At 67.1% G+C, this 24,063-nt stretch carries 23 protein-coding genes, 2 pseudogenes and 1 riboswitch; of the genes and pseudogenes, 18 read left to right on the top strand and 7 right to left on the bottom strand.

What is annotated here, in order from left to right:
- Positions 1 to 5: 5 nt before the first annotated feature.
- From N0A20_RS12660 to N0A20_RS12650, 3 genes and pseudogenes are all read left to right on the top strand, one after another.
- Positions 6 to 1,187: a hypothetical protein gene (locus N0A20_RS12660; protein WP_260580716.1), complete on the top strand. Its 1,182-nt coding sequence runs from the start codon at positions 6 to 8 to the stop codon at positions 1,185 to 1,187.
- Positions 1,184 to 1,810: pseudogene (locus N0A20_RS12655) on the top strand (glutaminyl-peptide cyclotransferase); the annotation flags it as partial. The gene N0A20_RS12660 and the pseudogene N0A20_RS12655, both read left to right, overlap by 4 nt.
- A 73-nt stretch (positions 1,811 to 1,883) precedes the next feature.
- Positions 1,884 to 1,985: a glutaminyl-peptide cyclotransferase gene (locus N0A20_RS12650; RefSeq protein ID WP_260583912.1), complete on the top strand. Its 102-nt coding sequence runs from the start codon at positions 1,884 to 1,886 to the stop codon at positions 1,983 to 1,985.
- Positions 1,986 to 2,024: 39 nt separating this feature from the next.
- On the opposite strand, the gene N0A20_RS12645 is transcribed toward N0A20_RS12650, so the two are convergent.
- From N0A20_RS12645 to N0A20_RS12630, 4 genes are all read right to left on the bottom strand, one after another.
- The gene (locus tag N0A20_RS12645) at positions 2,025 to 2,717 is read right to left on the bottom strand and encodes a DJ-1/PfpI family protein (protein ID WP_260580715.1); all 693 of its coding nucleotides are present in this window, start codon (positions 2,715 to 2,717) and stop codon (positions 2,025 to 2,027) included.
- Positions 2,685 to 2,777, bottom strand: a riboswitch (ZMP/ZTP riboswitch). (Overlaps the previous gene by 33 nt.)
- A 33-nt stretch (positions 2,778 to 2,810) precedes the next feature.
- Positions 2,811 to 3,020 carry a hypothetical protein gene (locus tag N0A20_RS12640; protein ID WP_260580714.1) on the bottom strand — a complete coding sequence of 70 codons (210 nt, stop codon included), beginning with the start codon at positions 3,018 to 3,020 and terminating at the stop codon, positions 2,811 to 2,813.
- A 78-nt stretch (positions 3,021 to 3,098) separates the two neighbouring features.
- Entirely contained in the window at positions 3,099 to 3,428 is a 330-nt protein-coding gene (locus N0A20_RS12635; protein WP_260580713.1) for an entericidin EcnAB, read from the bottom strand.
- 184 nt (positions 3,429 to 3,612) lie between these two features.
- Positions 3,613 to 4,080 (bottom strand): hypothetical protein, encoded by a 468-nt coding sequence (locus tag N0A20_RS12630; protein WP_260580712.1) that lies wholly within the window; start codon positions 4,078 to 4,080, stop codon positions 3,613 to 3,615.
- Between the two features lie 87 nt (positions 4,081 to 4,167).
- On the opposite strand from N0A20_RS12630, the gene N0A20_RS12625 reads away from it, so the two are divergent.
- The 4 genes from N0A20_RS12625 (at position 4,168) to metH (ending at position 9,927) form a co-directional block, all read left to right on the top strand.
- A complete protein-coding gene (locus N0A20_RS12625; protein ID WP_260580711.1) occupies positions 4,168 to 5,154 on the top strand; it encodes an ArsR/SmtB family transcription factor in 987 nt (328 codons plus the stop codon).
- Complete coding sequence (gene metF, locus N0A20_RS12620) at positions 5,151 to 6,092, top strand: methylenetetrahydrofolate reductase (protein ID WP_260580710.1); 942 nt, start codon at positions 5,151 to 5,153, stop codon at positions 6,090 to 6,092. Before N0A20_RS12625 ends, metF begins: the two co-directional genes overlap by 4 nt.
- On the top strand, positions 6,028 to 7,155 hold the full coding sequence (locus N0A20_RS12615) for a homocysteine S-methyltransferase family protein (protein ID WP_260580709.1): 1,128 nt from the start codon (positions 6,028 to 6,030) through the stop codon (positions 7,153 to 7,155). The genes metF and N0A20_RS12615 overlap by 65 nt, the downstream gene beginning before the upstream one ends.
- 150 nt (positions 7,156 to 7,305) lie before the next feature.
- Positions 7,306 to 9,927: a methionine synthase gene (gene metH, locus N0A20_RS12610; RefSeq protein WP_260580708.1), complete on the top strand. Its 2,622-nt coding sequence runs from the start codon at positions 7,306 to 7,308 to the stop codon at positions 9,925 to 9,927.
- 102 nt (positions 9,928 to 10,029) lie between these two features.
- On the opposite strand, the gene N0A20_RS12605 is transcribed toward metH, so the two are convergent.
- Complete coding sequence (locus tag N0A20_RS12605; protein ID WP_260580707.1) at positions 10,030 to 10,281, bottom strand: hypothetical protein; 252 nt, start codon at positions 10,279 to 10,281, stop codon at positions 10,030 to 10,032.
- Here N0A20_RS12605 and N0A20_RS12600 point away from each other — a divergent pair.
- Positions 10,280 to 10,909, top strand: a complete 630-nt coding sequence (locus N0A20_RS12600) for a phytanoyl-CoA dioxygenase family protein (protein ID WP_260580706.1) — start codon at positions 10,280 to 10,282, stop codon at positions 10,907 to 10,909. The genes N0A20_RS12605 and N0A20_RS12600 overlap by 2 nt on opposite strands.
- A gap of 212 nt (positions 10,910 to 11,121) precedes the next feature.
- Here N0A20_RS12600 and N0A20_RS12595 read toward each other — a convergent pair whose 3' ends face one another.
- Positions 11,122 to 11,910 (bottom strand): response regulator, encoded by a 789-nt coding sequence (locus N0A20_RS12595; RefSeq protein ID WP_260580705.1) that lies wholly within the window; start codon positions 11,908 to 11,910, stop codon positions 11,122 to 11,124.
- A gap of 253 nt (positions 11,911 to 12,163) precedes the next feature.
- Between N0A20_RS12595 and N0A20_RS12590 the strand changes: the two genes are divergently transcribed.
- The 9 genes and pseudogenes from N0A20_RS12590 to N0A20_RS12555 all read left to right on the top strand — a co-directional run bounded on the left by N0A20_RS12590 (position 12,164) and on the right by N0A20_RS12555 (position 21,931).
- On the top strand, positions 12,164 to 13,639 hold the full coding sequence (locus N0A20_RS12590; protein ID WP_260580704.1) for a GAF domain-containing protein: 1,476 nt from the start codon (positions 12,164 to 12,166) through the stop codon (positions 13,637 to 13,639).
- 17 nt (positions 13,640 to 13,656) lie between these two features.
- Entirely contained in the window at positions 13,657 to 14,394 is a 738-nt protein-coding gene (locus tag N0A20_RS12585; protein WP_260580703.1) for a Crp/Fnr family transcriptional regulator, read from the top strand.
- Between the two features lie 77 nt (positions 14,395 to 14,471).
- Positions 14,472 to 15,485 (top strand): ligase-associated DNA damage response exonuclease, encoded by a 1,014-nt coding sequence (locus tag N0A20_RS12580; RefSeq protein ID WP_260580702.1) that lies wholly within the window; start codon positions 14,472 to 14,474, stop codon positions 15,483 to 15,485.
- Positions 15,482 to 17,185, top strand: coding sequence for a cisplatin damage response ATP-dependent DNA ligase (locus N0A20_RS12575; RefSeq protein WP_260580701.1), 1,704 nt, complete (start codon positions 15,482 to 15,484; stop codon positions 17,183 to 17,185). Before N0A20_RS12580 ends, N0A20_RS12575 begins: the two co-directional genes overlap by 4 nt.
- 120 nt (positions 17,186 to 17,305) lie before the next feature.
- The gene (locus N0A20_RS12570; RefSeq protein ID WP_260580700.1) at positions 17,306 to 17,920 is read left to right on the top strand and encodes a superoxide dismutase; all 615 of its coding nucleotides are present in this window, start codon (positions 17,306 to 17,308) and stop codon (positions 17,918 to 17,920) included.
- Positions 17,921 to 18,027: 107 nt separating this feature from the next.
- Positions 18,028 to 19,605, top strand: a complete 1,578-nt coding sequence (locus N0A20_RS12565) for an acyltransferase family protein (protein ID WP_260580699.1) — start codon at positions 18,028 to 18,030, stop codon at positions 19,603 to 19,605.
- Positions 19,490 to 19,810 (top strand): annotated as a pseudogene (locus N0A20_RS20760) (acyltransferase); the annotation flags it as partial. The gene N0A20_RS12565 and the pseudogene N0A20_RS20760, both read left to right, overlap by 116 nt.
- A 103-nt stretch (positions 19,811 to 19,913) precedes the next feature.
- Positions 19,914 to 21,293 (top strand): L-serine ammonia-lyase, encoded by a 1,380-nt coding sequence (locus N0A20_RS12560; RefSeq protein WP_260580698.1) that lies wholly within the window; start codon positions 19,914 to 19,916, stop codon positions 21,291 to 21,293.
- Positions 21,294 to 21,358: 65 nt separating this feature from the next.
- A complete protein-coding gene (locus N0A20_RS12555; protein ID WP_260580697.1) occupies positions 21,359 to 21,931 on the top strand; it encodes an AbiV family abortive infection protein in 573 nt (190 codons plus the stop codon).
- Positions 21,932 to 21,945: 14 nt separating this feature from the next.
- Here the strand turns inward: N0A20_RS12555 and N0A20_RS12550 are convergent, their stop codons facing one another.
- Positions 21,946 to 22,836, bottom strand: a complete 891-nt coding sequence (locus N0A20_RS12550) for a LysR family transcriptional regulator (protein ID WP_260580696.1) — start codon at positions 22,834 to 22,836, stop codon at positions 21,946 to 21,948.
- A 99-nt stretch (positions 22,837 to 22,935) separates the two neighbouring features.
- Here N0A20_RS12550 and N0A20_RS12545 point away from each other — a divergent pair, with 99 nt between their 5' ends.
- On the top strand, positions 22,936 to 24,048 hold the full coding sequence (locus N0A20_RS12545; RefSeq protein ID WP_260580695.1) for an S-(hydroxymethyl)glutathione dehydrogenase/class III alcohol dehydrogenase: 1,113 nt from the start codon (positions 22,936 to 22,938) through the stop codon (positions 24,046 to 24,048).
- Positions 24,049 to 24,063 lie beyond the last annotated feature (15 nt).

Below are 24,063 nucleotides of genomic sequence, written 5' to 3'. Positions count from 1 at the left end.
CCAAGATGACCCAGGCCAATCCCATCGACCGCCTTCGCGCCGCGCTCCTCGCCGACGAGGCGGCGCAGCTCCGGCTCGCGCCGCTCGCCGACACGGCGGCATTTCTCGACGCGATCACCGCTTATGTGGCGGGCCTTGGCCTGCCGATCGCGCGCGACGCCTTCGCCGCCGGGCTGGCGCGCGCCGCGACCCCGCAGATGCTCCAGCAACTGCCCGCGCTGCGCCTCGCCGAGGCGCCGCCGCGCCAGTGGCTGCCGGTCGAGCTCAAGGATTTTCAGGGCGCGATCGTCGTCGAATGGCTGCATTTCGCGGGGCTGCCGCTCACCGATCCCTTTTTTGACGACACATGGCGCAAGGTGCAGCATCTGCCGTTCAATCGCCTGATGCGCTGCGCCACCCCCCTGTCGGCGATCGACGCCTTTGCCGACGCGCCGGCGCCCGATGGGCTGGTCTTTCACATGTCGCGCTGCGGATCGACACTGGCGGGGCAGATGCTGGGGGCGGAGCCGAGCCATATCGTCGCCGCCGAGCCGCCCGTCGTCGATACGGTGATCCAGCTGGTCGGGCAGGGGATACTGCCGCCCGCGACGATCCACGCGATGGCGGGGGCGGTGATGCGCGACCGGACCGGGCAGGCGCGGCACCGCTTCATCAAGGTCGATGCCTGGCACGCGCTGGTGCTGCCGCTGCTGCGCGGCGTCTGGCCCGGCACGCCCTGGACCTTCCTCTACCGCGACCCGGTCGAGGTGCTGGTGTCGCAGCAGCGCTGGCCGGGCATGCATGTCCGGCCCGGCGTGATCCCGCTCGCGGCCTATGGCGTCGATCCGGCCGAAGGCGCGGCGGCGGGCCATTATGCGGCATGGATCCTCGACCGCATCTGCGCCAGCGCGCTCGCGGCGATCGACGGGCACGGCCTGCTCGTCAATTACGACCAGCTCCCCGGGGCGCTGACCGACGCGGTGCTGCCGCATTTCGGCATTGCGCCGGGCCCCGACGCGCTGGCGCGCATCGCGGCGGCGGGCGGGCGTTATTCCAAAGCGCCCACCCGGGCCTTCACCGGCGATTCCGAAGCCAAGCAGCGCGCGGCTTCGCCCGAACTGCGGGCCGCCGCGGCGCCGCTGCTCGCGACCTATGCCCGGCTGGAGGAGCGGCGGGCCGCGGCGATGGCCCCGGTTGCGGCAGGATGACGATGCGCGCGCTGCTCCTGATCGCCGCGGCGGTGCTGGCGCTTCCCGCCGCGGCCCCGCCGCCCGAGCCGGTTGCGGAGGCGGCCGCGCCGAAAACGGTACCGGTCTGCGGCTATCGCATCGTCCAGACCTATCCGCACGACCGCGGCAGCTTCACCCAGGGGCTCTTCTGGCACGATGGCCATCTTTATGAAGGCACTGGGCAGTACGGCCGCTCGCGGGTCGCGCGGCTCGACCTCGCCACCGGCAAGGCGCTCGCCGAAACGAAATTGCCCGCCGGCGAATTCGGCGAGGGCATCGTCCGCTGGAAGAACCAGATCATCGGGGTGACGTGGCAGGGCGGGGTCGGCCACCGCTGGCGGCTCAAGGACCTGAAGCCCATCGGCGATTTCCGCTATGACGGCGAAGGCTGGGGCGTGACGATGGTCGGCGACAGCCTGGTGCTCAGCGACGGCACGCCCGACCTGCGCTTCTTCGACCCGGCGACGATGACCGAGCAGAAGAAGGTCACCGTGCGCCTGGCGGGCGCGCCGCTGCCGAGGATCAACGAACTCGAGACGATCGACGGCGAAATCTGGGCCAATATCTGGATGACCGACGCGATCGTGCGCATCGATCCCGCGACCGGCGTGGTGAACGCCGTCGTCGATCTGACCGGGCTGAAGGACCTGGTCGAGCGGCAACGACCGCGACGCGGTGCTCAACGGCATCGCCTGGGACGCGAAGGGGAAACGGATCTTCGTGACCGGCAAATATTGGACGAAACTGTTCGAGATCGCGCTGACCGACTGCCGCTAGGGCGCGGTGAGCGCCGCCTCCATCCGCGCCGCCGCCGCGTCATAGGCGCGCGCTTTCAGCCCCGCCGTCACCGCCGCCGGGGCGCGGTCGGGGTGACCGCCGCACGAAGGGCGGCGCGGGGTCATATTCGATCGCCAGCTGGATCGCCTGCGCGACCGCGTCGCCCTTCAGCCGCGCGATCAGGGTGAGCGCGAAATCGAGGCCCGAGGTGACGCCGCCGCTGGTCACGACATTCCCGTCCTCGACGACGCGCGCATCGACCCATTCGGCGCCGACCAGCGGCAGCAGATGGGTATAGCCCCAGTGCGTCGTCGCCCGTTTGCCTTGCAGCAGCCCGGCGCGGCCGAGCAGGAAGGCGCCGGTGCACACGCTCGTCACCCACTGCGCGCCCGCGGCCTGGGCGGCGATGAAATCAATCGTCGCCGGGTCCGCCAGCGCCTCGACGACGCCATGCCCGCCGGGAACGCAGAGGATGTCGGCCCGCGGCGCCGAGGCGAAATCGTGCGTCGGCAGGATCGCAAAGCCGCTGTCGGTGGCGATCGGGTCGCGGCTTGCCGCGGCGCCCGCCAGGATCGCGCCGGGCATCCGCGACAGCGCCTGCGCGGGCGCGGTGAAGTCGAGCTGGGTGATGCCGGGGAACAGCAGGAAGACGATGGCGGTCGGCTGGGTGTCGGTCATGGGCGTGTCCTTGCGCTGGCAGTGGAGCACCCAGGCGCGCGGCTTGCGGGACATGATGGTCCGTCCCGCTTCCCGATGGGACTCCATCTTCAAGCGCCAGTCGCGGGACCGCCCCTGTCTATCGGGTCCCGTCCGAAAGCGAAAGCGCTATCGCCCTTTCTCGTCGGCTCCGGCGCCGGCCTCCTTCGCGGCCGCCGTGCCGTCGCGGCTTTCGAGCATCTTGGCGGCATCGTCGAGCGCCTTGGCCTCGCCGACCGTGACCCCGCCGGGCCCGGGTTCATTCTCGGTACGGTCGCACCCGGTGGTCGCCATCAGCGCGGCGATCATCGTCGCGATCGCGGCCTTGCGGTCCGGCATCGTCTCTCTCCCGAAAAAAGGGCCCCATCCGCGCGCGAATGGAGCCCCTTTCGTAGCGCGCCTCGGCGCGCCGACGACTTATTTCTTGTCGTTGGCCTCGGCCTTCTTGGTTTCTTCGGCGATCTTGTCGCCGGCCTTCGCGGTGGCGTCACCGGCGGCGTTCACCGCGCCTTCGACGACATTGCCGGCCTTGTCGGCGGCGCCTTCGACGGCGGCCCCGGCATCCTTGGCGGCATCGGCGGTGGCGTCGGCGGCGTCGGCCGCGCCTTCGGCGACGGCATCGCCGGCAGCGGTGGCGTCGTCAGCGATGGCGTCGGCGGTTTCGCCGACGGCGTCCTGCGTCTTTTCCGAGCAGGCGGCGAGGCTGAACGCCGCAGCGGCGGCCGAAGCGATGATGAATTTGCGCATGGATATTCCTTTCAAAAGCAGGGAGACCGCTTCCGGTCCCTGGCGCGCAGGACTAACCCCCCGTTATGCGGTTGGCAACTGCGCGTGCCGAACGCGCGAGGCGCCGGTCGGTTCCAGAACGGAAAAGGGGCCGCCGGCATGTGCCGACGACCCCCTACTCCTTGGTCCGGAGACCGGAAGAAGCTTACTTCTTGGCTTCTTCGACGGCGGCCTTGGCGGTGTCGACCGCTTCCTTGGCATCCTTGGTAGCGGCAGCGGCCTTGTCGGCGGCTTCGCCGGCCTTGTCGGCGGCGCCGGTCGCGGCGTCGGCAGCTTCGCCAGCGGCAGCGGCGGTCGCGTCGGCAGTGCCTTCGGCGGCGGCCATCGCGCCATCGGCAGCGCCTTCTGTGGTGGCTTCGGTCGTCGCTTCGGGGGTTGCGGCTTCGTCAGCCTTCTTTTCGCCGCAGGCGGCGAGGCCCAGCGAGGCGGCGAGGACGAGCGACAGAGTGATCGACTTTTTCATATTGGGAATACCCCTCTCGATTGAACTGATCGGTAGCACAACGGATACGGTCCATTCCGACCCGGCGAATTGCCCACCGGCGAATATCGCTACAATTTCGCCAAAAGCGGCGCAACGGGGTTTTTGCGCGCTTCGCCGCAAATGGGCCACGACGCCCGTTCATCTTTGCGCAAGGTAGCGGAAAAGCGGCACGGCGCTCGGTTGACTGGATATAAAGAAATCTTTATATGTAGTTTCGTGACCGAGTTGATCGACATTTTCCGTGCCTTGGCGGACCCGACGCGCCTGCGAGTCGTCGCCTTGCTGCGCGAGATGGAGCTGGCGATCGGGGAATTGGCCGTGGTGCTCGAACAAAGCCAGCCGCGCGTGTCGCGCCACGTCCGCATTCTCGCGGAGGCGGGAATCATCGAACGGCGGCGCGAGGGCAGCTGGGTGTTCCTGCGCATCGCCGAGGACGGGCCGGTCGGCCAGATCCTGGCGCGGGCGGAGGAATGGCCCTTTTCGCCGCGCGAGGCGCTGATCGTCGGATATGATGCGCAGCGGCTCGCCGCGGTGCGCGCCGAGCGTGCGGCGGTCGCCGAACGCTATTTTGCCGACCATGCCGCCGAATGGGACGCGATCCGGTCGCGTCATGTCGCCGAAAGCGAGGTCGAGGCGGCGATGCTCGCGCTGGTGGCGGGACGCCGGCTCGGCCACCTGCTCGACATCGGCACCGGCACCGGCCGCATGGCCGAGATTTTCGCGCCCAGCGTGCGGCGGATCACCGCGCTCGACCGCAGCCCCGAAATGCTCCGCATCGCGCGCGCCAAGCTCGCCGACCAGCCCGTGCCGATCGACCTGGTGCAGGGCGACTTCCTCGCCCTGCCGCTCGCCGATGCCAGCGTCGACAGCGTCGTGATCCACCAGGCCCTGCACTTCGCGCACGAACCCGACCGGGTGATCGCCGAGGCGAGCCGCGTGCTGCGCGGCGGCGGCCACCTGCTGATCGTCGATTTCGCGCCGCACGAGGACGAGGAGATGCGCACGCTCGCGGCGCACGCCCGCCTCGGTTTTTCGGACGCGCAGATCCGTGGCTGGTTCGCCTCGGCGGGCATGGTGCTCGAAACCTCGCAGACGCTCGAGGGCGGCGACCTTGCGGTCAAGCTCTGGCTCGGCCGCCGGCGCTCCGACGAAGATCAAAACCCCGTCCGCGAGGACGGACAACGCAAGAGGCTCGCGGCATGACGACCAATCTCAACTCGCTGTCGGAAGCGCGCCGCGCCGCCGCTTCGCCGCTTTTCGCCAATCTGGAGGGCGATATCGGCGTCAGCTTCGAATTCTTCCCGCCCAAGACCGAGAAGATGGAAGCGCAGCTGTGGGATACGTTCCGCACGCTCGAGCCGCTGGCGCCGACCTTTGTTTCGGTGACCTATGGCGCGGGCGGATCGACGCGCGAGCGGACCCACGCGACCGTCGCACGGATCGCGGCGGAAAGCGCGGTGCCGCCCGCCGCGCACCTGACCTGCGTCGAGGCGTCGCGCGCCGAAATCGACGAGGTCGCGCGCGCCTATTGGGACGCGGGCGTGCGGCATATCGTTGCGCTGCGCGGCGACGTGCCGGGCGGCGCGCCCTATCGCCCGCACGCGCAAGGCTATGCCAATGCGATCGAACTGGTCGCGGGGCTGAAGGCGATCGCGCCGTTCGACATTTCGGTCGCCGCCTATCCGGAGGTGCATCCCGACGCCTCCTGCGCCGAGGCCGATCTCGACAATCTGAAGCGCAAGCTCGATGCCGGCGCGACCCGTGCGATCACCCAATTCTTCTTTTCGCCCGACGCCTTCCTGCGCTTTCGCGATGCCGCGGCCGCCGCGGGCATCGACGCGCCGATCGTGCCGGGCATCCTGCCGGTGTCGAACGTGTCGCAGACGCGGCGCATGGCCGATATGTGCGGGACGCAAATCCCGGCGTGGATGATCGCACTGTTCGAGGGGCTCGACGACCTGCCCGCCGCGCGCCAGCTCGTCGCCGCCACGGTCGCGGCGGAGATGTGCCGCCGCCTCTATGCCGGCGGGGTGCGCGATTTCCATTTCTACACGCTCAACCGGGCGGAACTCAGCTATGCCATCTGCCACCTGCTCGGCCTGCGCCCGGCGGCGGCCCCCGCGACGGAGAAAGCCGCATGACCCCCCTTCTTCTTCGGGCGCCCGCGAAGCCCTGCAGGCGGCGGCGCGCGAGCGCATCCTGCTCACCGACGGCGGCTGGGGCACCCAGATCCAGCTCAGGAAGCTCGTCGAGGCCGACTATGCGGGTTCGCTCGGGCTTTCGCACGACCAGAAGGGCAATAACGACATCCTCGCGCTGACGCGCCCCGATGTCGTGACCGCGATCGGCGAGGCCTATCTGCAGGCGGGGTCCGATATCGTCTCGACCAACACCTTCAGCGCCAACCGCATCAGCCAGGCCGATTATGGCGCCGAGGCGCTGGTCGCCGACATCAACCATCAAAGCGCGCGGCTGGGCCGCGAGATCGCCGACGTCTATCAGGAGCGCGACGGGCGCCGCCGCTTCATCGCGGGCGCGGTCGGGCCGACGAACAAGACGCTGTCGCTCTCGCCCGACGTCAACAACCCCGGTTATCGTGAGATCGACTTCGACGAGCTGAAGGCCGTCTATCTCGACCAGGTGGTGGCGCTGGCCGAAGGCGGGGCCGACTTCATCCTGATCGAGACGATCTTCGACACGCTGAACGCCAAGGCGGGCATCGCCGCGACGCTGGAGGCCGAGACGAAGGTCGGGCGCGAGCTGCCGCTGATGATCTCGATGACGCTCACCGACCTCAGCGGGCGCAATCTGTCGGGGCATACGGTCGAGGCCTTCTGGTATGCGGTGCGCCACGCGAAGCCGCTGACGATCGGGCTCAACTGCTCGTTCGGTGCGGCGCAGTTGCGCCCGCATGTGAAAGTGCTCTCCGACCTCGCCGACGCGCTGGTGATGGTCTATCCGAACGCCGGCCTGCCCAACGAACTCGGCGAATATGACGAGATGCCCGAGACGACCGCGGAGCTGGTGCGCGAATGGGCCGAGCATGGGCAGGTCAACATCCTCGGCGGCTGCTGCGGCTCGACGCCCGCGCATATCGCCGCGATGGCGAAGGCGATCGAGGGGCTGGCGCCGCGCGTGCTTCCCGAGGTGCCGGTGCGGACAAGGCTGGCGGGACTGGAGCCTTTTACGATGGCGGCAGCCTGACAATCCTCCCCGCTCGCGGGGAGGTGGCAGCGCGCAGCGCTGACGGAGGGGGTTCTCGGTCAGCAGCCACAGTTTTTGCGGAGAGCCCCCTCCACCACCGCTTCGCGGCGGTCCCCCTCCCCGCGGGGCGGGGAGGATCTGGAAGAAAAAATGACCGAAACCCTTTCCTCCTCCACCTTCGTCAACATCGGCGAGCGCACCAACGTCACCGGCTCGGCGGCGTTCAAGAAGCTGATCCTCGCCGACGATTATGCCGCCGCGGTCGAGGTCGCGCGCCAGCAGGTCGAGAACGGCGCGCAGGTCATCGACGTCAATATGGACGAGGGGCTGCTCGACGCCGAATATGCGATGACGACCTTTCTGAAGCTCATCGCCGCCGAGCCCGATATCGCGCGCGTGCCGGTGATGATCGACAGCTCGAAATGGAGCGTCATCGAGGCGGGGCTGAAATGCGTGCCCGGCAAGCCGATCGTCAATTCGATCAGCATGAAGGAAGGCGAGGAGCCCTTCCTCGCCCATGCGCGCAAATGCATGGCCTATGGCGCCGCCGTCGTCGTCATGGCGTTCGACGAGGTCGGGCAGGCCGATACCCGCGACCGGAAGATCGAGATTTGCGAGCGCGCCTACAAGCTTCTGACGGGCATCGGCTTTCCGCCCGAGGACATCATCTTCGACCCCAACATCTTCGCGGTCGCGACGGGGCTGGAAGAGCATGACAATTATGCGGTCGACTTCATCGAGGCGGTGAAGGAAATCCGCCGCCGCTGCCCGCACGTCCATTTTTCGGGCGGGCTGTCGAACCTGTCGTTCGGTTTTCGCGGCAACGAGGTCGTGCGCCGGGCGATGCACAGCGTTTTCCTCTATCATGCGATCCCCGCCGGGCTCGACATGGCGATCGTCAACGCGGGGCAGCTCGATGTTTACGACACGATCGACCCCGAACTCCGGCAGGCGGTCGAGGACGTCGTGCTCAACCGCAAGGCCCCCGGCGAGGCCGAAAGCCCGACCGAACGGCTGATCGCGCTCGCCGAACGCTACAAGGGCACGACCGCGGCGCAGGAAAAGGCCGCCGAGGAATGGCGCGGCTGGGAGGTCGCGAAGCGGCTCGAACATGCGCTGGTCAAGGGCATCGACGCCTATATCGTCGAGGATACCGAGGAGATGCGCCTCGCCATGCCGCGCCCGATCGAGGTGATCGAAGGCCCGCTGATGGACGGCATGAACGTCGTCGGCGACCTGTTCGGGTCGGGCAAGATGTTCCTGCCGCAGGTCGTCAAATCGGCGCGCGTGATGAAGAAGGCGGTCGCCCACCTGCTGCCCTTCATCGAGGCGGCGAAGGAACCGGGCGCGAAGGGCAAGGGCAAGGTCGTGATGGCGACCGTCAAAGGCGACGTCCACGATATCGGCAAGAATATCGTCGGCGTCGTGCTCCAGTGCAACGGCTTCGAGATCGTCGATCTCGGCGTGATGGTACCGTGGAGCAAGATCCTCGAAGCGGCGAACGAGAATGATGCCGACATCATCGGCCTGTCGGGCCTGATCACCCCCTCGCTCGACGAGATGGTGACGGTGGCCGAGGAGATGCAGCGCGCGGGCATGAACACACCGCTGCTGATCGGCGGCGCGACGACGTCGAAGGTCCACACCGCGCTGCGCATCGACCCCGCCTATGCCGGGCCGGTGCTCCATGTGCTCGACGCGAGCCGCGCGGTCGGCGTCGCGACCGCGCTGGTCAGCGATACCGGGCGCGACGCCTATGTGCAGGGCTACAAGGACGATTATGCCCATGTCCGCGACGTGCGCGCGGGCAAGGGGCAGAGCGTGCTGCTCAGCATCGAGGAAGCGCGCGCCAATTATTATGACGCGTACCTTAGTGACAAGCCCGCGCCTCCCGCGCAGCCCGGCCTGCACCGCTTCGACGATTGGTCGCTTTCGGACCTGCGCGAATGCATCGACTGGACGCCCTTTTTCCGCGCGTGGGAATTGCACGGCACCTGGCCGTCGATCATGGACGACGAGGTGGTCGGCGAGACGGCGCAGGCGCTGAAGGCGGACGCCGACGCGATGCTCGACCAGCTGATCGCCGAGAAATGGCTGACCGCGCGCGGCGTCTGCGCCTTCTGGCCGTGCGCGCGCGACGGCGACAGCGTGACGATCCACCTCGCCGACGAGGAGCGCCACGTCACGCTCCCCTTCCTGCGCCAGCAGATCAAGAAGAGCCGCGACCGCGCCAATATGTGCCTCGCCGACTTCATCGATCCGGCGGGCGACTGGATCGGCGGCTTCGCGGTCGGCATCCACGGCATCGAGCCGCATTCGGAACGTTTCCGCGCCGACAAGGACGATTATTCGGACATATTGCTGAAGGCGCTCGCCGACCGCTTCGCCGAAGCGTTCGCCGAGCGGCTGCACCAGCATGTCCGCACGACGCTATGGGGTTATGCGCCCGGCGAACAGCTCACCAACGAGGCGCTGATCAAGGAGGAATATCGCGGTATCCGTCCGGCGCCGGGCTATCCCGCCTGTCCCGACCATAGTCTGAAGCCGATCCTGTTCGACCTGCTGCGCGCGGGGGAGAATGCGGGGCTGATACTCACCGAAAGTTTCGCGATGCTGCCCACCGCCGCAGTGAGCGGTTTCTATTTCGGCCATCCCGAAAGCCAGTATTTCGGCGTCGCGCGGATCGGCAGCGACCAGCTTGCCGACTATGCAGAACGGCGCGGGGTCGATATCGAGACCGCGACGCGCTGGCTACGCCCCAACCTCGACTGACGAAAGTTCTCCATGGCCGCATTGCCGGAAATCGCCTGCCTCGAGGAATTTTGGGCGTCGCACAGCGGCAAGGGCCCGCCGCTCGACGAGATGGTCGGCAAGCTATTGCTCGACACGCTCGGGCTCGGCAACCAGCAGGTGTTCGAACAGCTTTATCTGGCGAAGCCCGATTTCGCGGGCTTCGCGCAGTGGATTCTCGACACCGCGGGGCCGCCCGACCCGCGGCTGGTCGACCGCTATCACGCCTGGCTCTACGACATGCCGCCGGGCGAGGAAGCGCAGGCCGGGCTGGATGCGATCGCGGCGATGCCCGACGTGCTGGACGCGGACGCGCTCGCCCATTGGGACGCGCATGGCTATGTCATCCTGCCCAATGCAATTTCCGCCGAGCGAAATCGACGCGGTCAAGGCGCTGCTGTGGCGGGTGATCGATGGATCGCCCGGCGATCCCGAAAGCTGGTATGGCGCCCAAACCAACGGCATCATGGTGCCGCATTTCCAGCACCCCGCGCTCGAAGCCGCGCGCCGCAGCCCGCGGGTGCACAAGGCCTTTGCCCAACTCTGGGGCAGCGAAAATCTGTGGGTGACGATCGACCGCATGGGTTTCAATCCGCCCGAGCGGCCGGGGCATTTGTTCAGCGGATCGGACATTCACTGGGACGCCAGCCTCGTCCAGCCGATTCCCTTCGCGACGCAGGCCGTGCTCTACCTCAGCGATACCGCCGAGGATCAGGGGGCGTTCCGTTGCGTTCCCGGCTTCCACAAGCGGATCGACGGCTGGCTCGCGGGGCTGGACGGCGCCAATCCGCGCGAGGCCGATCTGTCGGCCGAGGTGAAGCATGTCGCAGGCAAGGCGGGCGACCTGATCATCTGGCGGCAGGACCTGCCGCACGCGGCAAGCCCGAACCGGTCCGGCCAGCCGCGGCTGGCGCAATATCTGACCTATTATTCCCCCGACCTGGTGATTCGTCCCTGGCGATAGGGGAAAAGAGCGAATGGCGGACGCTGGCCGGTCCGCGGGCAACCAGGCGGGATGCTAGAGTCTTTCCGTTTCGGATGGAATCACCCCTCCCCTTCAGGGGAGGGGAAGGGGGTGGGGTCTATCGGCCTTGCGCAAGGTTTCGAGACCCCACCCCAACCCCTCCCCTGAAGGGGAGGGGCTTCAGATATGCACCAATCAACGTCGGAAAGACTCTAGGCGGCCAATTGCGGCGTGAAGAGCAGGCTCTGGCTGATCGCCGCGCGCACGGTGTTCTCGCGAAAGGGCTTGGAGATCAGGAAGGTCGGCTCGACGCGGTTGCCGGTGAGCAGCCGTTCGGGGAAAGCGGTGATGAAGATCGCCGGCACCGGCGCGATCGCCAATATGTCCTGCACTGCGTCGATTCCCGACGAGCCGTCCGCGAGCTGGATGTCGGCGAGCACCAGCCCCGCGTCGCTGTCCTCGAAGGCGGCGACGGCATCCTCGTGCGTCGTCGCGACGCCCGCGACCTCATGACCGAGCGCGCGGACGATTTCCTCGAGCTCCATCGCGATCAGCGGCTCGTCCTCGATGATCAGCACCGACGTGCGCGATTCACGGTCGAGATCCTCGATCGCTTCGCCGAGCAGGACTGCGACCGTCGCGCCGTCGGTGCCGGTGATCAGCGCCGCCTCCTCGTTGGAAAAGCCTTCGAGCGCGGTGAGCAGCAATATCTGGCGGCCGAGCGGGGTCAGGCGCGACAGGCGGCGCGTCGCGGCGCGGACGAATGCGGTGTCGCCATCGGCCTCGCCATCCTCGATGAAGGCGCTTTCCCAAATGCGGTGGAAGGTGCGGTAGAGGTCGATGCGGATGCCGTCGCCGGTGCGGAATTCCCCTGGTGCGGCGACGATGGCTTCGAGCATCGTGTGAACGAAATTGTCGCCATGCTGCTGGCTGCCGGTCAGCGCCCGCGCATAGCGGCGCAGGAAGGGCAGATGCCCGCGGATTTCTTCGCCCAGACTCATGCACGTCCTCCCTCTTGATGAAAGGCATACGCGCGCCCGCGCGACCGGGTTCCGCCGGCGCGTCGGAAATCTGCGCAACCAGTGGCCGCGACATGCGTAGAAGCGGGTGGGACGCGACAGCCGCAGGACGATGGGAACGGGTTTTCCTTTTCATCCGACTGGTTAAAATGCTTGTAAGGACCGGTTTCATGGCACAGCGACCCGGGGGCAGGACGGCGGTGCAATGATGCCGCGGCACGGCAAGGGGCGCATTTTGGCGGACGGCGGGGACAGGGGGGTCTTGCACGACGAGGAGCAGCGGCTGCGCACGCTGCGCGAATATCGCATTCTCGATACCGCCGCCGAACCCGGCTTCGACCGGATCACCAGGCTGGTCGCCGACCTGTTCGAGGTTCCGGTCGCGCTGGTGTCGCTGGTCGACGATTCGCGCCAATGGTTCAAATCGGCCTTCGGCCTCGACCTGCCCGAAACGCACCGCGATATCAGCTTCTGCCGGTTCATCATCGCCCAGGGGCAGCCGATCGTGGTTCCCGACGCCACGCTCGATCCGCGTTTCCGCGACAATCCGCTCGTCACCGGCGCGCCGGCTATCCGCTTCTACGCCGGTGTGCCGCTACGTGCCTATAACGGCGCGATCCTGGGCGGCCTGAGCATCGCCGATCGCAAGGCGCGGCCCGGACTGACCGCCGAAGAGCTTGCGCGGCTCGAGGATTTTGCCGCGATCATCATGGCCGAGGCCGATCTGCGCCGGATCAGCATCGAGCGCGACGCGGCCCGGACCATGCTCGAACGCGCGCTCGATTTTTCGGGCGTCGCGGCTTGGCAGCTCGATCCGCGCACCGATGCCCTGCGCTGGCAAGGCGCGGTCGCCGAGATATGGGGGGCCGACTACGAGACCGCGCTGACCACCGCCGAAGCGGCGTTCGGGCGTATCCATCCCGAGGATCATGCGCTGGCGCGCGCGGTCCTCGACGAATCGATGGCAAACGGGACGCCCTATGCTGTCGAGTATCGCATCCTGCACCCCGAACGCGGCATCCGCTGGCTGTCGATTCGCGGCGACTGGGATGTGCGGTCGAACGACGCGATGCTCACCGGCGTCAGCATCGACATCACCGAGCAACGCAACCGGCGCGACAATGACACGATCCTGATGCGCGAGCTGCACCACCGGATGCGCAACCTGTTCGCGACCGTCGGCGCGATCATCTCGCTGACCCGTCATGCCGCGACCGGCGTCGACGATTATGTCGACCGGATCAGCAGCCAGCTCGATGCGCTCAACCGCGCCCAGAATGTGTTGCTCGGCGCCAATTTCCTGACCGGGTCGATGCACGCGCTGCTGCGCGAGGTGGAGGCGGCGTTCCCGCGGGTGACCTGGTCGGGACCCGACCTCGAGCTGCCCGAAAATGCGGTGGTCGCGATGGCGCTGCTGTTCAACGAACTGGCGACCAACGCGGTCAAGCACGGCGCGCTGCTCAGCGAGCAGGGCCGCGTCGATGTCCACTGGTCGCAGGATGCCGAGGAGGTTCCCGACCGGCAGTTCCGCCTGACCTGGACCGAAAGCGGCGGCGCGCCCATCGCGGGGCCACCCGCGCGCACCAGTTTCGGCACCTTGCTGATGGAGCGCAGCGTGCGCAACAATCTGGGCGGAACGATCGAGCGGCACTGGCAGCCGGGCGGGCTGGTCTGCACCATCAGCTTGCCCGCGCGGTGGCGCGACGCATAATCACGAGGGGCGGGTCCATGGCATTGGAAGCACTGGCGGCGCGCCTGCAATATTATGCCGACCTCGGCGACGCCGACCGCGATCAGCTGCTCGCGCTCGGCGGCAAGCCGCGCGGCTTTGCCGCCAACGCCGAACTGGTGAGCGCGGGCGAGCCGATGGACGCGGTGCTGGTGATGCGCGAGGGCTGGGCGGCGCGCTACAAGGAACTGGAGGACGGTCGGCGCCAGATTCTCAACATCCTGCTGCCCGGCGACATCTTCGACCTGCAGGTGCTCGTCGCGGCGGAGGCCGACCACGGCGTGTTCGCGATCACCGCGGGCTCGCTCTATGCGATTCCGCCGGGCGCGGTGCGCGACCTGCTCGCGGGGTCGGGGGCGCTGACCATGGCCTTCTGGTGGACGCAGGTGCAGGAGGAGGCGTTCCTGCGCGAACAGATCGTCCGAAACGGGCGCCAGAGCGCGCGCGAGCGGATCGGCCATCTGCTGCTCGAACTCCATCGCCGCGCCCAGATTGTCAATCTGGCGAACGGCGACGCGATGCGGCTGCCGATGACCCAGACGCAGATCGCCGACACGCTGGGGCTGACGCCGATCCACACCAACCGGGTTTTGCGGCGGCTGGTGCGCGAGGGCTATATCGAGACGAACCGCCAGTGGATCCGTTTTGTCGATGCCGATGCGCTGGCGGCGATATGCGATTTCGACCCCGCCTATTTCCACCTCGATGCGTTCCGGATGCGGCTCGGGCGGGGGTAACGATATTTGTTCCTTTTTCGTTCTTCCTGCTATGGTGCCGGGATGAACCTTTTCGCGTTTCGCATGCTTCTTCGCTGATGGGGAAACCTCGCACCTGGATCGAGCCGCACCCGAGCGGCATTTACGTGCGGCCCGCCGATGTGTGGATCGACCCGTCGCGGCCCGTCGCGCGCGCCGCGGTGACGCACGGCCACGCCGACCATGCGCGCAGCGGCCATGGCGCGGTCTATGCGACGCCCGAGACGCTGGCGATCATGGCGCTGCGCTATGGTGTCGATGCCGAGGCCAGCCATAATGCGGCTTTTCCTTATGGCGAGGGTTTCGAGCGCGGCGGGGTGCGGTTCAGTTTCCATCCCGCGGGGCATGTGCTGGGCAGTGCGCAGATACTGATGGAATATGCGGGCGAGCGGATCGTCGTCACCGGCGACTACAAGCGGCGGCGCGACCCGACCTGCGCCCCGTTCGAGGTGGTGCCGTGCGACATCTTCATTACCGAGGCGACTTTCGGCCTGCCGGTGTTCCGCCACCCGCCGACCGGCGACGAAATTGCCAAGCTGATCGGCGCGGTGCGTGCCGAGCCCGACCGCAGCGTGCTCGTCGGCGCCTATGCGCTGGGCAAGGCGCAGCGGGTGATCGCCGAACTGCGCGGCGCGGGGTGGGAGGCGCCGATCTATCTCCACGGCGCGCTCGAGAAGATGTGCAATCTGTACGCGCTGCATGGCGTCGATCTCGGCGAACTGCGGCTGGTCAGCGAAGCGGACAAGGCCGAGATGGCGGGGCAGATCGTGCTCGCGCCGCCCTCGGCGCTGAACGACCGCTGGTCGCGGCGGCTGCCCGATCCGGTGACCGCGATGGCGTCGGGCTGGATGCGCGTGCGCCAGCGCGCGCGGCAGCGGATGGTCGAACTGCCGCTCGTCATTTCGGACCATGCCGACTGGGACGAACTGACCGCGACGATAATCGACGTGAACCCACGGGAGACGTGGATCACCCATGGCAGCGAGGACGGCCTCCTGCGCTGGTGCGAGCTCACCCAGCGCAAGGCGCGCGCGCTGCACCTCGTCGGGCGCGATCTGGAGGAGGAGGCGTGAGGCGTTTCGCGGCGCTGATCGACCGGCTGGTCTACACGCGCTCGCGCAACAGCAAGCTGGCGCTGATCGCCGATTATCTGCGTCACACCCCCGATCCCGATCGCGGCTGGGCGATCGCGGCGCTGACCGAGAGCCTCGACTTTCCGGCGGTGAAGGCGGGGACCGTGCGGGCGCTGCTGGCGACGCGGGTCGATGAGGAGCTGTTCCGCCTGTCGCGGCATTTCGTGGGGGATACGGCGGAGACGGCGGCGCTGCTGTGGCCGGAGCCGAACCGGGGAACAGGAACAATCCGTGCCCCCGAGCGAAGACGAGGGGCTCCGCCGAGCAAAGTCGAGGCGGCGACGCCAGCGGTTCTCGCTTCGCTCGAACGGGCCCCTCGTCTTCGCTCGGGAACTCGGGATTCGGAATGGCGGCAATCCCCTTTGTCGGTCTCCCAAGCCGTCGACGCCCTCTCTGCAGCCAGCCGCAGCGATGCCCCCGCCATCCTCGCCTCCTTGCTCGACCGGCTCGACGCCGACGGGCGCTATGCCCTCCTCAAGCTCGCGCTCGGCGGCATGAGCGTCGGGGTGTCGGCGCGGCTCGCGAAACAGGCCTTCGCGCAGGCGTTCGGCGTGCCCGTCGACGATGTCGAGGAACTGTGGCACGCGATCCCGCCGCCCTTTGCGCCGCTGTTCGCGTGGGGCGAGGGCAGGGCGGAGCGCCCCGACCTTGCCGACGTCGCCTTCTTCCGCCCTTTCATGCTCGCGCACCCGCTCGAAGAGGAGAGCATCGACCTCGCCGACTATGCCGCCGAGTGGAAATGGGACGGCATCCGCGTCCAGATTGTCCATGGTGGCGGCGAGACGCGCATCTACAGCCGCGGCGGCGAGGAGATCGGCGGCGCCTTCCCCGAACTGGTCGCGGCCTTCGATCAGGACGCGGTGATCGACGGCGAACTGCTGGTGCGCGGCGAGGCCCAGGGCGGGGAGGCGGCGAGTTTCAATGCGCTCCAGCAAAGGCTCGGCCGCAAGCTCGTGTCGAAGAAGATGCTGGCCGACTATCCCGCCTTCGTCCGCGTCTACGACCTGCTCGCGGTCGATGGCGACGATCTGCGCGCCCTGCCGTGGACCGAACGGCGGCGGCAGTTGGAGGCGTTCGTGCCGCGGCTCGCCGACAGCCATTTCGACCTGTCGCAGATCATCGACGCCAGGGACTTCGAGGATCTCGCCGAACGCCGCGCCGGCGCGCGCGATGCCGCGATCGAGGGGGTGATGCTCAAGCGCCGCGACGCGCCCTATGTCGCGGGCCGCCGCGCGGGGCTGTGGTACAAATGGAAGCGCGACCCGCTGACCGCCGATTGCGTGATGATGTACGCGCAGCGCGGCAACGGGCGCCGCGCGAGCTTCTATTCGGACTATACCTTCGGCTGCTGGTCCGACGCGGGCGAGTTGCTCCCCGTGGGCAAGGCCTATTCGGGCTTCACCGACGAAGAGCTGAAATGGCTCGACAAATATGTGCGCGACCACACGCTGAACCGCTTCGGCCCGGTGCGCGAGGTCGAAAAGTCGCTGGTGCTCGAAGTCGCCTTCGATTCGATCCATGCGTCGAAGCGTCACAAGTCGGGGCTGGCGATGCGTTTTCCGCGCATCTCGCGCATCCGGCGCGACAAGCCGACCGAAGAGGCGGACCACATCGCGACCTTGCGGGGCATGGTGACGTGACGACCAAGCCCCTCCTCTTCAGAGGAGGGCCTTTAAAGACCGAAAATTTCCCCGTCACGGGGTTGCAACTCGCGGGCAACATACCGAGTTAGACCCCCGACAGCAAAAAAGGAGACTGCCATGACGATCGCCTATCCTCCCCTGCCGTATGCCGAGGACGCGCTGGCACCGCATATTTCGGCCGAAACGCTGCAGACGCACCATGGCAAGCACCACAAGACCTATGTCGACAAGGTCAATGCCGCGATCGAGGGCACCGAGCTGGCCGACAAGAGCCTCGAGGAAATCGTCCACCACGCCGAAGGTTCGGGCAACAAGGGCTTGTTCAACAACGCCGCCCAATCTTGGAACCACGCCTTTTACTGGGAAAGCCTGTCGCCCGCCAAGACCGCGCCCGAAGGCGATCTGCTCGCCGCGATCGAACGCGATTTCGGCTCGCTCGACGAATTGAAGAAGAAGCTCAAGGACACCGCGGTCAACCATTTCGCCTCGGGCTGGGCCTGGCTCATCTCGCGCGACGGCACGCTGTCGGTCACCGACACGCACGACGCGGGCACCGAGCTGACCGCGGGCATCAAGCCGCTGCTCGTCATCGACGTGTGGGAACATGCCTATTATATCGACCGCAAGAACCTCCGCCCCGCCTATGTCGAGGCGGCGGTCGAGGAATTGCTGAACTGGGATTTCGCGGCGGAGAATTTCGCGCGCGAGGGTAGCTGGACCTACCCGGCCTGATCCGGCAGGACGGGCGGCGTCGGCCGCCCGTCCATCCCCCCTTTCCCGAAGGACGCCAAGCGGCTAGGCAGCATCGGCTCGCGCTCAGCCAGCGAAATTGGGGAATCATGCATTATCGCAACGACATCGCCGGGCTGCGCGCGCTTGCCGTGCTGCCGATCCTGCTCGTCCACGCCGGGCTGACCGCGATCCCCGGCGGCTTCGTCGGGGTCGATATCTTCTTCGTCATCTCGGGCTATCTGATCAGCCGCATCATCCTGAAGGAGATGGAGGGCGATCGCTTCACCCTCACCGGTTTCTATCGCCGCCGCGCGCTGCGCATCCTGCCCGCGCTGCTCGTCATGCTTATGGCGGTACTCGCCATCGGCTGGTGGCGCCTGTTTCCGCAGGACATGCGCGACCTGTCGTGGAGCGCCGCCGCGACCGCGCTGTCGGGGTCGAACATCTGGTTCTGGCGCACGGTCAATTATTTCGGCGATGCCGAGCTGACGCCCTTGCTCCACACCTGGTCGCTGGGGGTCGAGGAACAATTCTATATCTTCTACCCGCTGCTGCTGATTGCGCTGCGGCGCTGGCTGCCGCGGCATATCGTCGCGGCCTTGTGGGTGATCGCGGCCGCGTCGCTGGCGGCGGGCTATGGCCTGATCCTGGTCAACAAGGCGCAGGCGAGCTTCTATCTCCTGCCGTCGCGCGCATGGGAACTGGCGCTTGGCGGGCTGATCGCGACGGGCGGCTTTCCCGCGCTCGGGCCGCGGCTGCGTTCGATCGCGGCATGGGCGGGCCTCGCGATGGTTGTCGCGTCGCTGTTCGTCATCGAAGAGGGCATGGCCTTTCCGGTGCCATGGGCGCTGCTGCCGTGCGTCGGCACCGCGTTGCTGATCGCCTATGGCGAAACCGGCGGCACCGCGCGCCTGCTGTCGCTGGCGCCGATGCGCTTCGTCGGCGATATCAGCTATTCGCTCTATCTGTGGCACTGGCCGGTGATGGCCTTCTGGCGCTTCGAGCGCGGGCTGACGCTCGACGCCGGCGAGATGGCCGCGACGATCGCCATTTCGTTCGCGCTCGCGATCCTCAGCTATCGCCTGATCGAGCGGCCCTTCCTCGAACGCGGCAAGGCGTGGCCGACCCCGCGCGTGCTCTGGATCGCGCTCGCGGCGATGATCGCGGTTGCTGCGGTCGCGGCGCTGCTCGCGCAGCAGGCGAAAAACACCCGCATCGCAAACCCGGAGGTCGCGCGGCTGCTCACCTATCTCGACTATGACGAGAGCCCCCAATCCTATTTCCAGTTCCGCCGCGGGGTGTGCATGGCCGACAGCGCGCTGCCGACCTATGATCCCAGGACCTGCGCGACGCGGCGCACCGACCGGCCGAACATCATGGTCATGGGCGACAGCCACGCGGGTCATATCGTCCAGGCGCTGGCCGAACGGATGCCCGATGCGAATGTCCTGCGGCTGACCGCCTCGGGCTGTGACCCCATCTGGCCCGTCGAGGGCGATCCGCGCTGCACGCGCGTGATGGCGATCGGGTTCGAGGGGCGCACGCCGGGCAGCCGGCCCGATCGCGCGCGTGATCCTGTCGGCGCGCTGGCGCGACGACCGGCTTCCGGGGCTCGTCCGCGCCGTGAAGCTTTTCCGGGCCCGGGGCATCCCCGTCACCGTCTTCGGCCCCGTGGTCGAATATGACGAGCCTTTGCCGCGCCTGCTCGCGCGCCTCACCGCGCGCGGCGATGTCGACGCCGCGCGCGGCGGCCGGCGGATGGACCTGCTCGTCACCGACCGCGTCATGCGCGATGCGGTGACCGCGGCGGGGGCGACCTATGTCTCGATGCAGGATATCGAATGTCCAAAGGGGGGCGTCTGCCCGCTCTTCGCATCCGACGGCTCGCCCTTTCATTTCGACTATGGCCATCTTACATTGGCGGCATCGCGCCAACTGGCGGCCCGGATACCCCTCGCCGCGATCAGCGCCCCCTTCCTGACAAAACTCGACCATGACCATCAGCCTGTTCGAATTGTTCAAGATCGGCGTCGGCCCGTCGAGTTCGCACACCGTCGGCCCGATGGTCGCGGCGCGGCGCTTTACCGTGTGGCTCGACGAGGCCGAACTGCTGACGAAGACCGCGCATGTCGAGGCCGATCTCTACGGCTCGCTCGCGCTGACGGGGAAGGGGCATGCCGCCGACACCGCCGTGGTCGCGGGGCTGGCGGGCGAAATTCCTGCCTCGACGAGCCTCGCCGCGATCAAGGCGCATTGGGACCGCGCGGCCGGCGAAGGTTTCCTCTATCTGCTCGGCCGCCAGCGCGTGCGCTTCCAGCCGGCGCGCGACCTGCATTTCCAGATGCGCCAGCGCCAGCCCTTCCACAGCAACGCGCTGAGCTTCACCGCGCGCGACGGCGACGGCGAGATAGTGGCGAAGCGCATGTATTTCTCGATCGGCGGCGGCTTCGTCGTCGACGAGGACGAAGCGGGGCGCAACAGCCGCGGCGCGGAGGACGAGGTCGAATTGCCCTTCGCCTTCACCTCGGGCGCCGACCTGCTGAGCATGGGCGCGGCATCGGGAAAGAGCTTCGCCGAGATGATGCTCGACAATGAGCTCGTCCACCGCAGCCTCGAACAGGTCGAGGCCGGGATCGACGCCATCGCGGCGGCGATGGACGGCTCGATCGACGCCGGCTGTTCGAGCATCGGCATATTGCCCGGTGGGCTCAAGGTCCGCCGCCGCGCGCCGCAGATCGCCGCCGACATCCGCGAACGGCACGAAGCGAACCTGTCCGATCCGATGGCGATGATGGACTGGATCAACCTGTGGGCGATGGCGGTGAACGAGGAAAATGCCGCGGGCGGCAAGGTCGTCACCGCGCCGACCAACGGCGCGGCGGGGATCATCCCGGCGGTGATCCGCTACTATAAACGCAGCTATCGCGGCGACGCGACGGGCGTGCGCACCTTCCTGCTCGCCGCGGGCGCGGTCGGTGCGCTCTACAAGCGCAACGCCAGCATCTCGGGCGCCGAGGTCGGCTGCCAGGGCGAGGTCGGCGTCGCCTGCTCGATGGCGGCCGCTGGGCTGACCGCCGCGCTCGGCGGCACCAACGCGCAGGTCGAAAATGCCGCCGAGATCGGCATGGAGCACAACCTCGGCCTCACCTGCGATCCCATCGGCGGGCTGGTGCAGATCCCGTGCATCGAGCGCAACGCGATGGGCGCGATCAAGGCGATCGACGCGAGCCGCATCGCGATGATCGGCGACGGCACGCATGTCGTGAGCCTCGACACGGTGATCGCGACGATGCTGCAAACGGGGCGCGACATGCGCGACAAATATAAGGAAACGTCGAAGGGCGGGCTGGCGGTTAGTGTGGTGGAGTGTTGAGAGATACAGACTAACGCCGCGATCGGCGATAAATTGGACTACCCTTAGCCTGACTAGCGCACACGATGACAAATTCTCTAAACAAACCAAGCGAGGACGATATTGCCGAATTCAGCAAGATCGTCGCTAACGCGCAGCGCCTTGGTGCTGATTCTCGGCTGCTCATCGAAAGTGACCGAGCCTTCTCCGCTATTATGCTCGCCATCTTTGCGATTGAGGAATTAGGCAAGGCGCTCATTGCGCTGTGGGGCGTGCGGAACAAAAAGCATAGCCGCCCATTTCCTTCCCACGTTGAAAAGCAGTCGGCCTCGCTGGCCCTCCTTGCGGGCGTCGAGATATCAAAAATGACGAAAAGCCAGCTAAGTGAAATCAGGAATGCTGGCGGCGGGTTTCATGAGATGGGCCCGTTTTCGAGTCAGTTCGCGTATGCGCGTTCTGGCTTCTTTGACGATTTAAGAATGGCGGTCACGTATGCTGACCGGCAGCCGAAGTTGCCAATTGAAGGTGCCGAGGAGGTTGGGGCGTCGATGGCCAGCGAACTGCTCGATTGGTTCGATCTAGCTTTTGCCTCTGTCACAAATGATTTGGCTATGGATGTGGCGTCCACCATTTTCGAGAATGATCTCGGACGGATGTAATCGGCGTTTAGGCGCTACGTTCCGCTCCGCCGCAATGCCCCCGGTAATTCCTCGCGCAGCTTGTCGATCAGCAGCCGCACCTTCGGCAGCAGGTGCCGTCGCTGCGGATAGACCGCCCAGATCGGCTCTTCCTGCGGGCGGAGCGAGTCGAGGAGCGAGACGAGCGCGCCGCTTTGCAAATGCGGCATCACATAGAAATCGGGAAGCTGGCAGACGCCGTGGCCGGCGAGCGCGGCTTCGGTGACCGCGGTGCCGCTGTTGCAGCGCCAGCGGCCGGCGGCTCGGTGGGTGATCTCCTTGCCCTGCGACCGGAAATGCCAGGCGGGGGCGGTGCCGAGCAGGCATTCGTAGCGCGCGAGATCGTCGATCGACGCGGGCGTCCCGGCGCGCGCGAGATAGGCGGGCGCGGCGCAGAGATAGAGGCTGCGCGAGGCGATGCGCGTTGCGACCAGCCCCGAGTCCGGAAGCGTGCCGGTGCGGATCGCGAGGTCGAAGCCCTCGGCGAGCAGGTCGACGACGCGGTTGGTGAGTTCGAGCGTCACCGTCACATCGGGAAAGGCGAAGGCATAATCGCGCGCGATCTGCGCGACGAAGCGCTCGCCCATCGCGATCGAGCAGGTCATCCGCACCTCGCCGCGCGGCGCGCCGTCGTCGCTGACCGCCGACAGCGCATCGTTGCGCGCCGCGATCAGACTGCGGAATTGCTCGATCAAGGTGCGGCCGGCGGGGGTCGGGACGACGCGGCGCGTCGTGCGCACGAAAATCTGCGCGCCGATGCGGTTTTCGAGGCGGATCACCGCGCGGCTGATGTGCGAGGTCGAGGTGCCGAGCCGCGCCGCCGCCGCGACGAAGCTGCCCGCGTCGGCGATCGCCACGATCTCGTCGATGCCCTCCCATGCGCTCATTATCTCACCTCTGGGATAATATATTGCCGATTGGCCCCTTTATCCGGCTTTCGATCGGTGTAACAGGCAGCGCAGCCATTTTTCCCTGAGGAGTTTCCCATGAAGACCCGCGCCGCCGTCGCATTCGAAGCGAAGAAGCCGCTCGAAATCGTCGAACTCGACCTAGAAGGCCCGAAGGCGGGCGAGGTGCTGGTCGAGATCATGGCGACAGGCATCTGCCACACCGACGCCTATACGCTCGACGGCTTCGACAGCGAGGGCATCTTCCCGAGCGTGCTGGGGCACGAGGGCGCGGGCGTGGTGCGCGAGGTCGGCGCGGGGGTCACCAGCGTGAAGCCGGGCGACCATGTGATCCCGCTCTACACCCCCGAATGCCGCCAGTGCAAAAGCTGCCTTTCGGGCAAGACCAACCTCTGCACCGCGATCCGCGCCACGCAGGGCAAGGGGCTGATGCCCGACGGGACGACGCGCTTTTCGTACAAGGGCCAGCCGATCTTCCATTATATGGGATGCTCGACCTTCTCGAACTTCACCGTGCTGCCCGAGATCGCGGTCGCGAAGATCCGCGAGGACGCGCCGTTCCAGTCGAGCTGCTACATCGGCTGCGGCGTGACCACCGGGGTCGGCGCGGTGATCAACACCGCCAAGGTCCAGGTCGGCGACAATGTCGTCGTGTTCGGGCTCGGCGGCATCGGGCTCAACGTGATCCAGGGCGCGCGCCTCGCGGGGGCGAACAGGATCATCGGCGTCGACATCAACCCCGCGCGCGAGGAATGGGGCCGCAAGTTCGGCATGACCGAATTCCTGAACTCGAAGGGCATGAGCCGCGAGGATGTCGTCGCGGCAATCGTCCAGATGACCGACGGCGGCGCGGACTATACGTTCGACGCCACCGGCAATACCGAGGTGATGCGCACCGCGCTGGAGGCCTGCCATCGCGGCTGGGGTACCTCGATCATCATCGGCGTGGCCGAGGCGGGCAAGGAAATCGCGACGCGTCCTTTTCAGTTGGTCACCGGGCGCAACTGGCGCGGCACCGCGTTCGGAGGCGCCAAGGGCCGCACCGACGTGCCGAAGATCGTCGACATGTACATGACCGGCAAGATCGAGATCGACCCGATGATCACCCACGTCATGAGGCTGGAGGAGATCAACAAGGGGTTCGACCTGATGCATGCGGGCGAGAGTATCCGCAGCGTCGTGGTTTATTGAGCTTTCTAATTTTCC

It is taken from the genome of Sphingopyxis sp. PET50, from assembly GCF_025244705.1.
Classification (GTDB): domain Bacteria; phylum Pseudomonadota; class Alphaproteobacteria; order Sphingomonadales; family Sphingomonadaceae; genus Sphingopyxis.
This window is presented reverse-complemented; position numbering and strand designations above follow the sequence as displayed.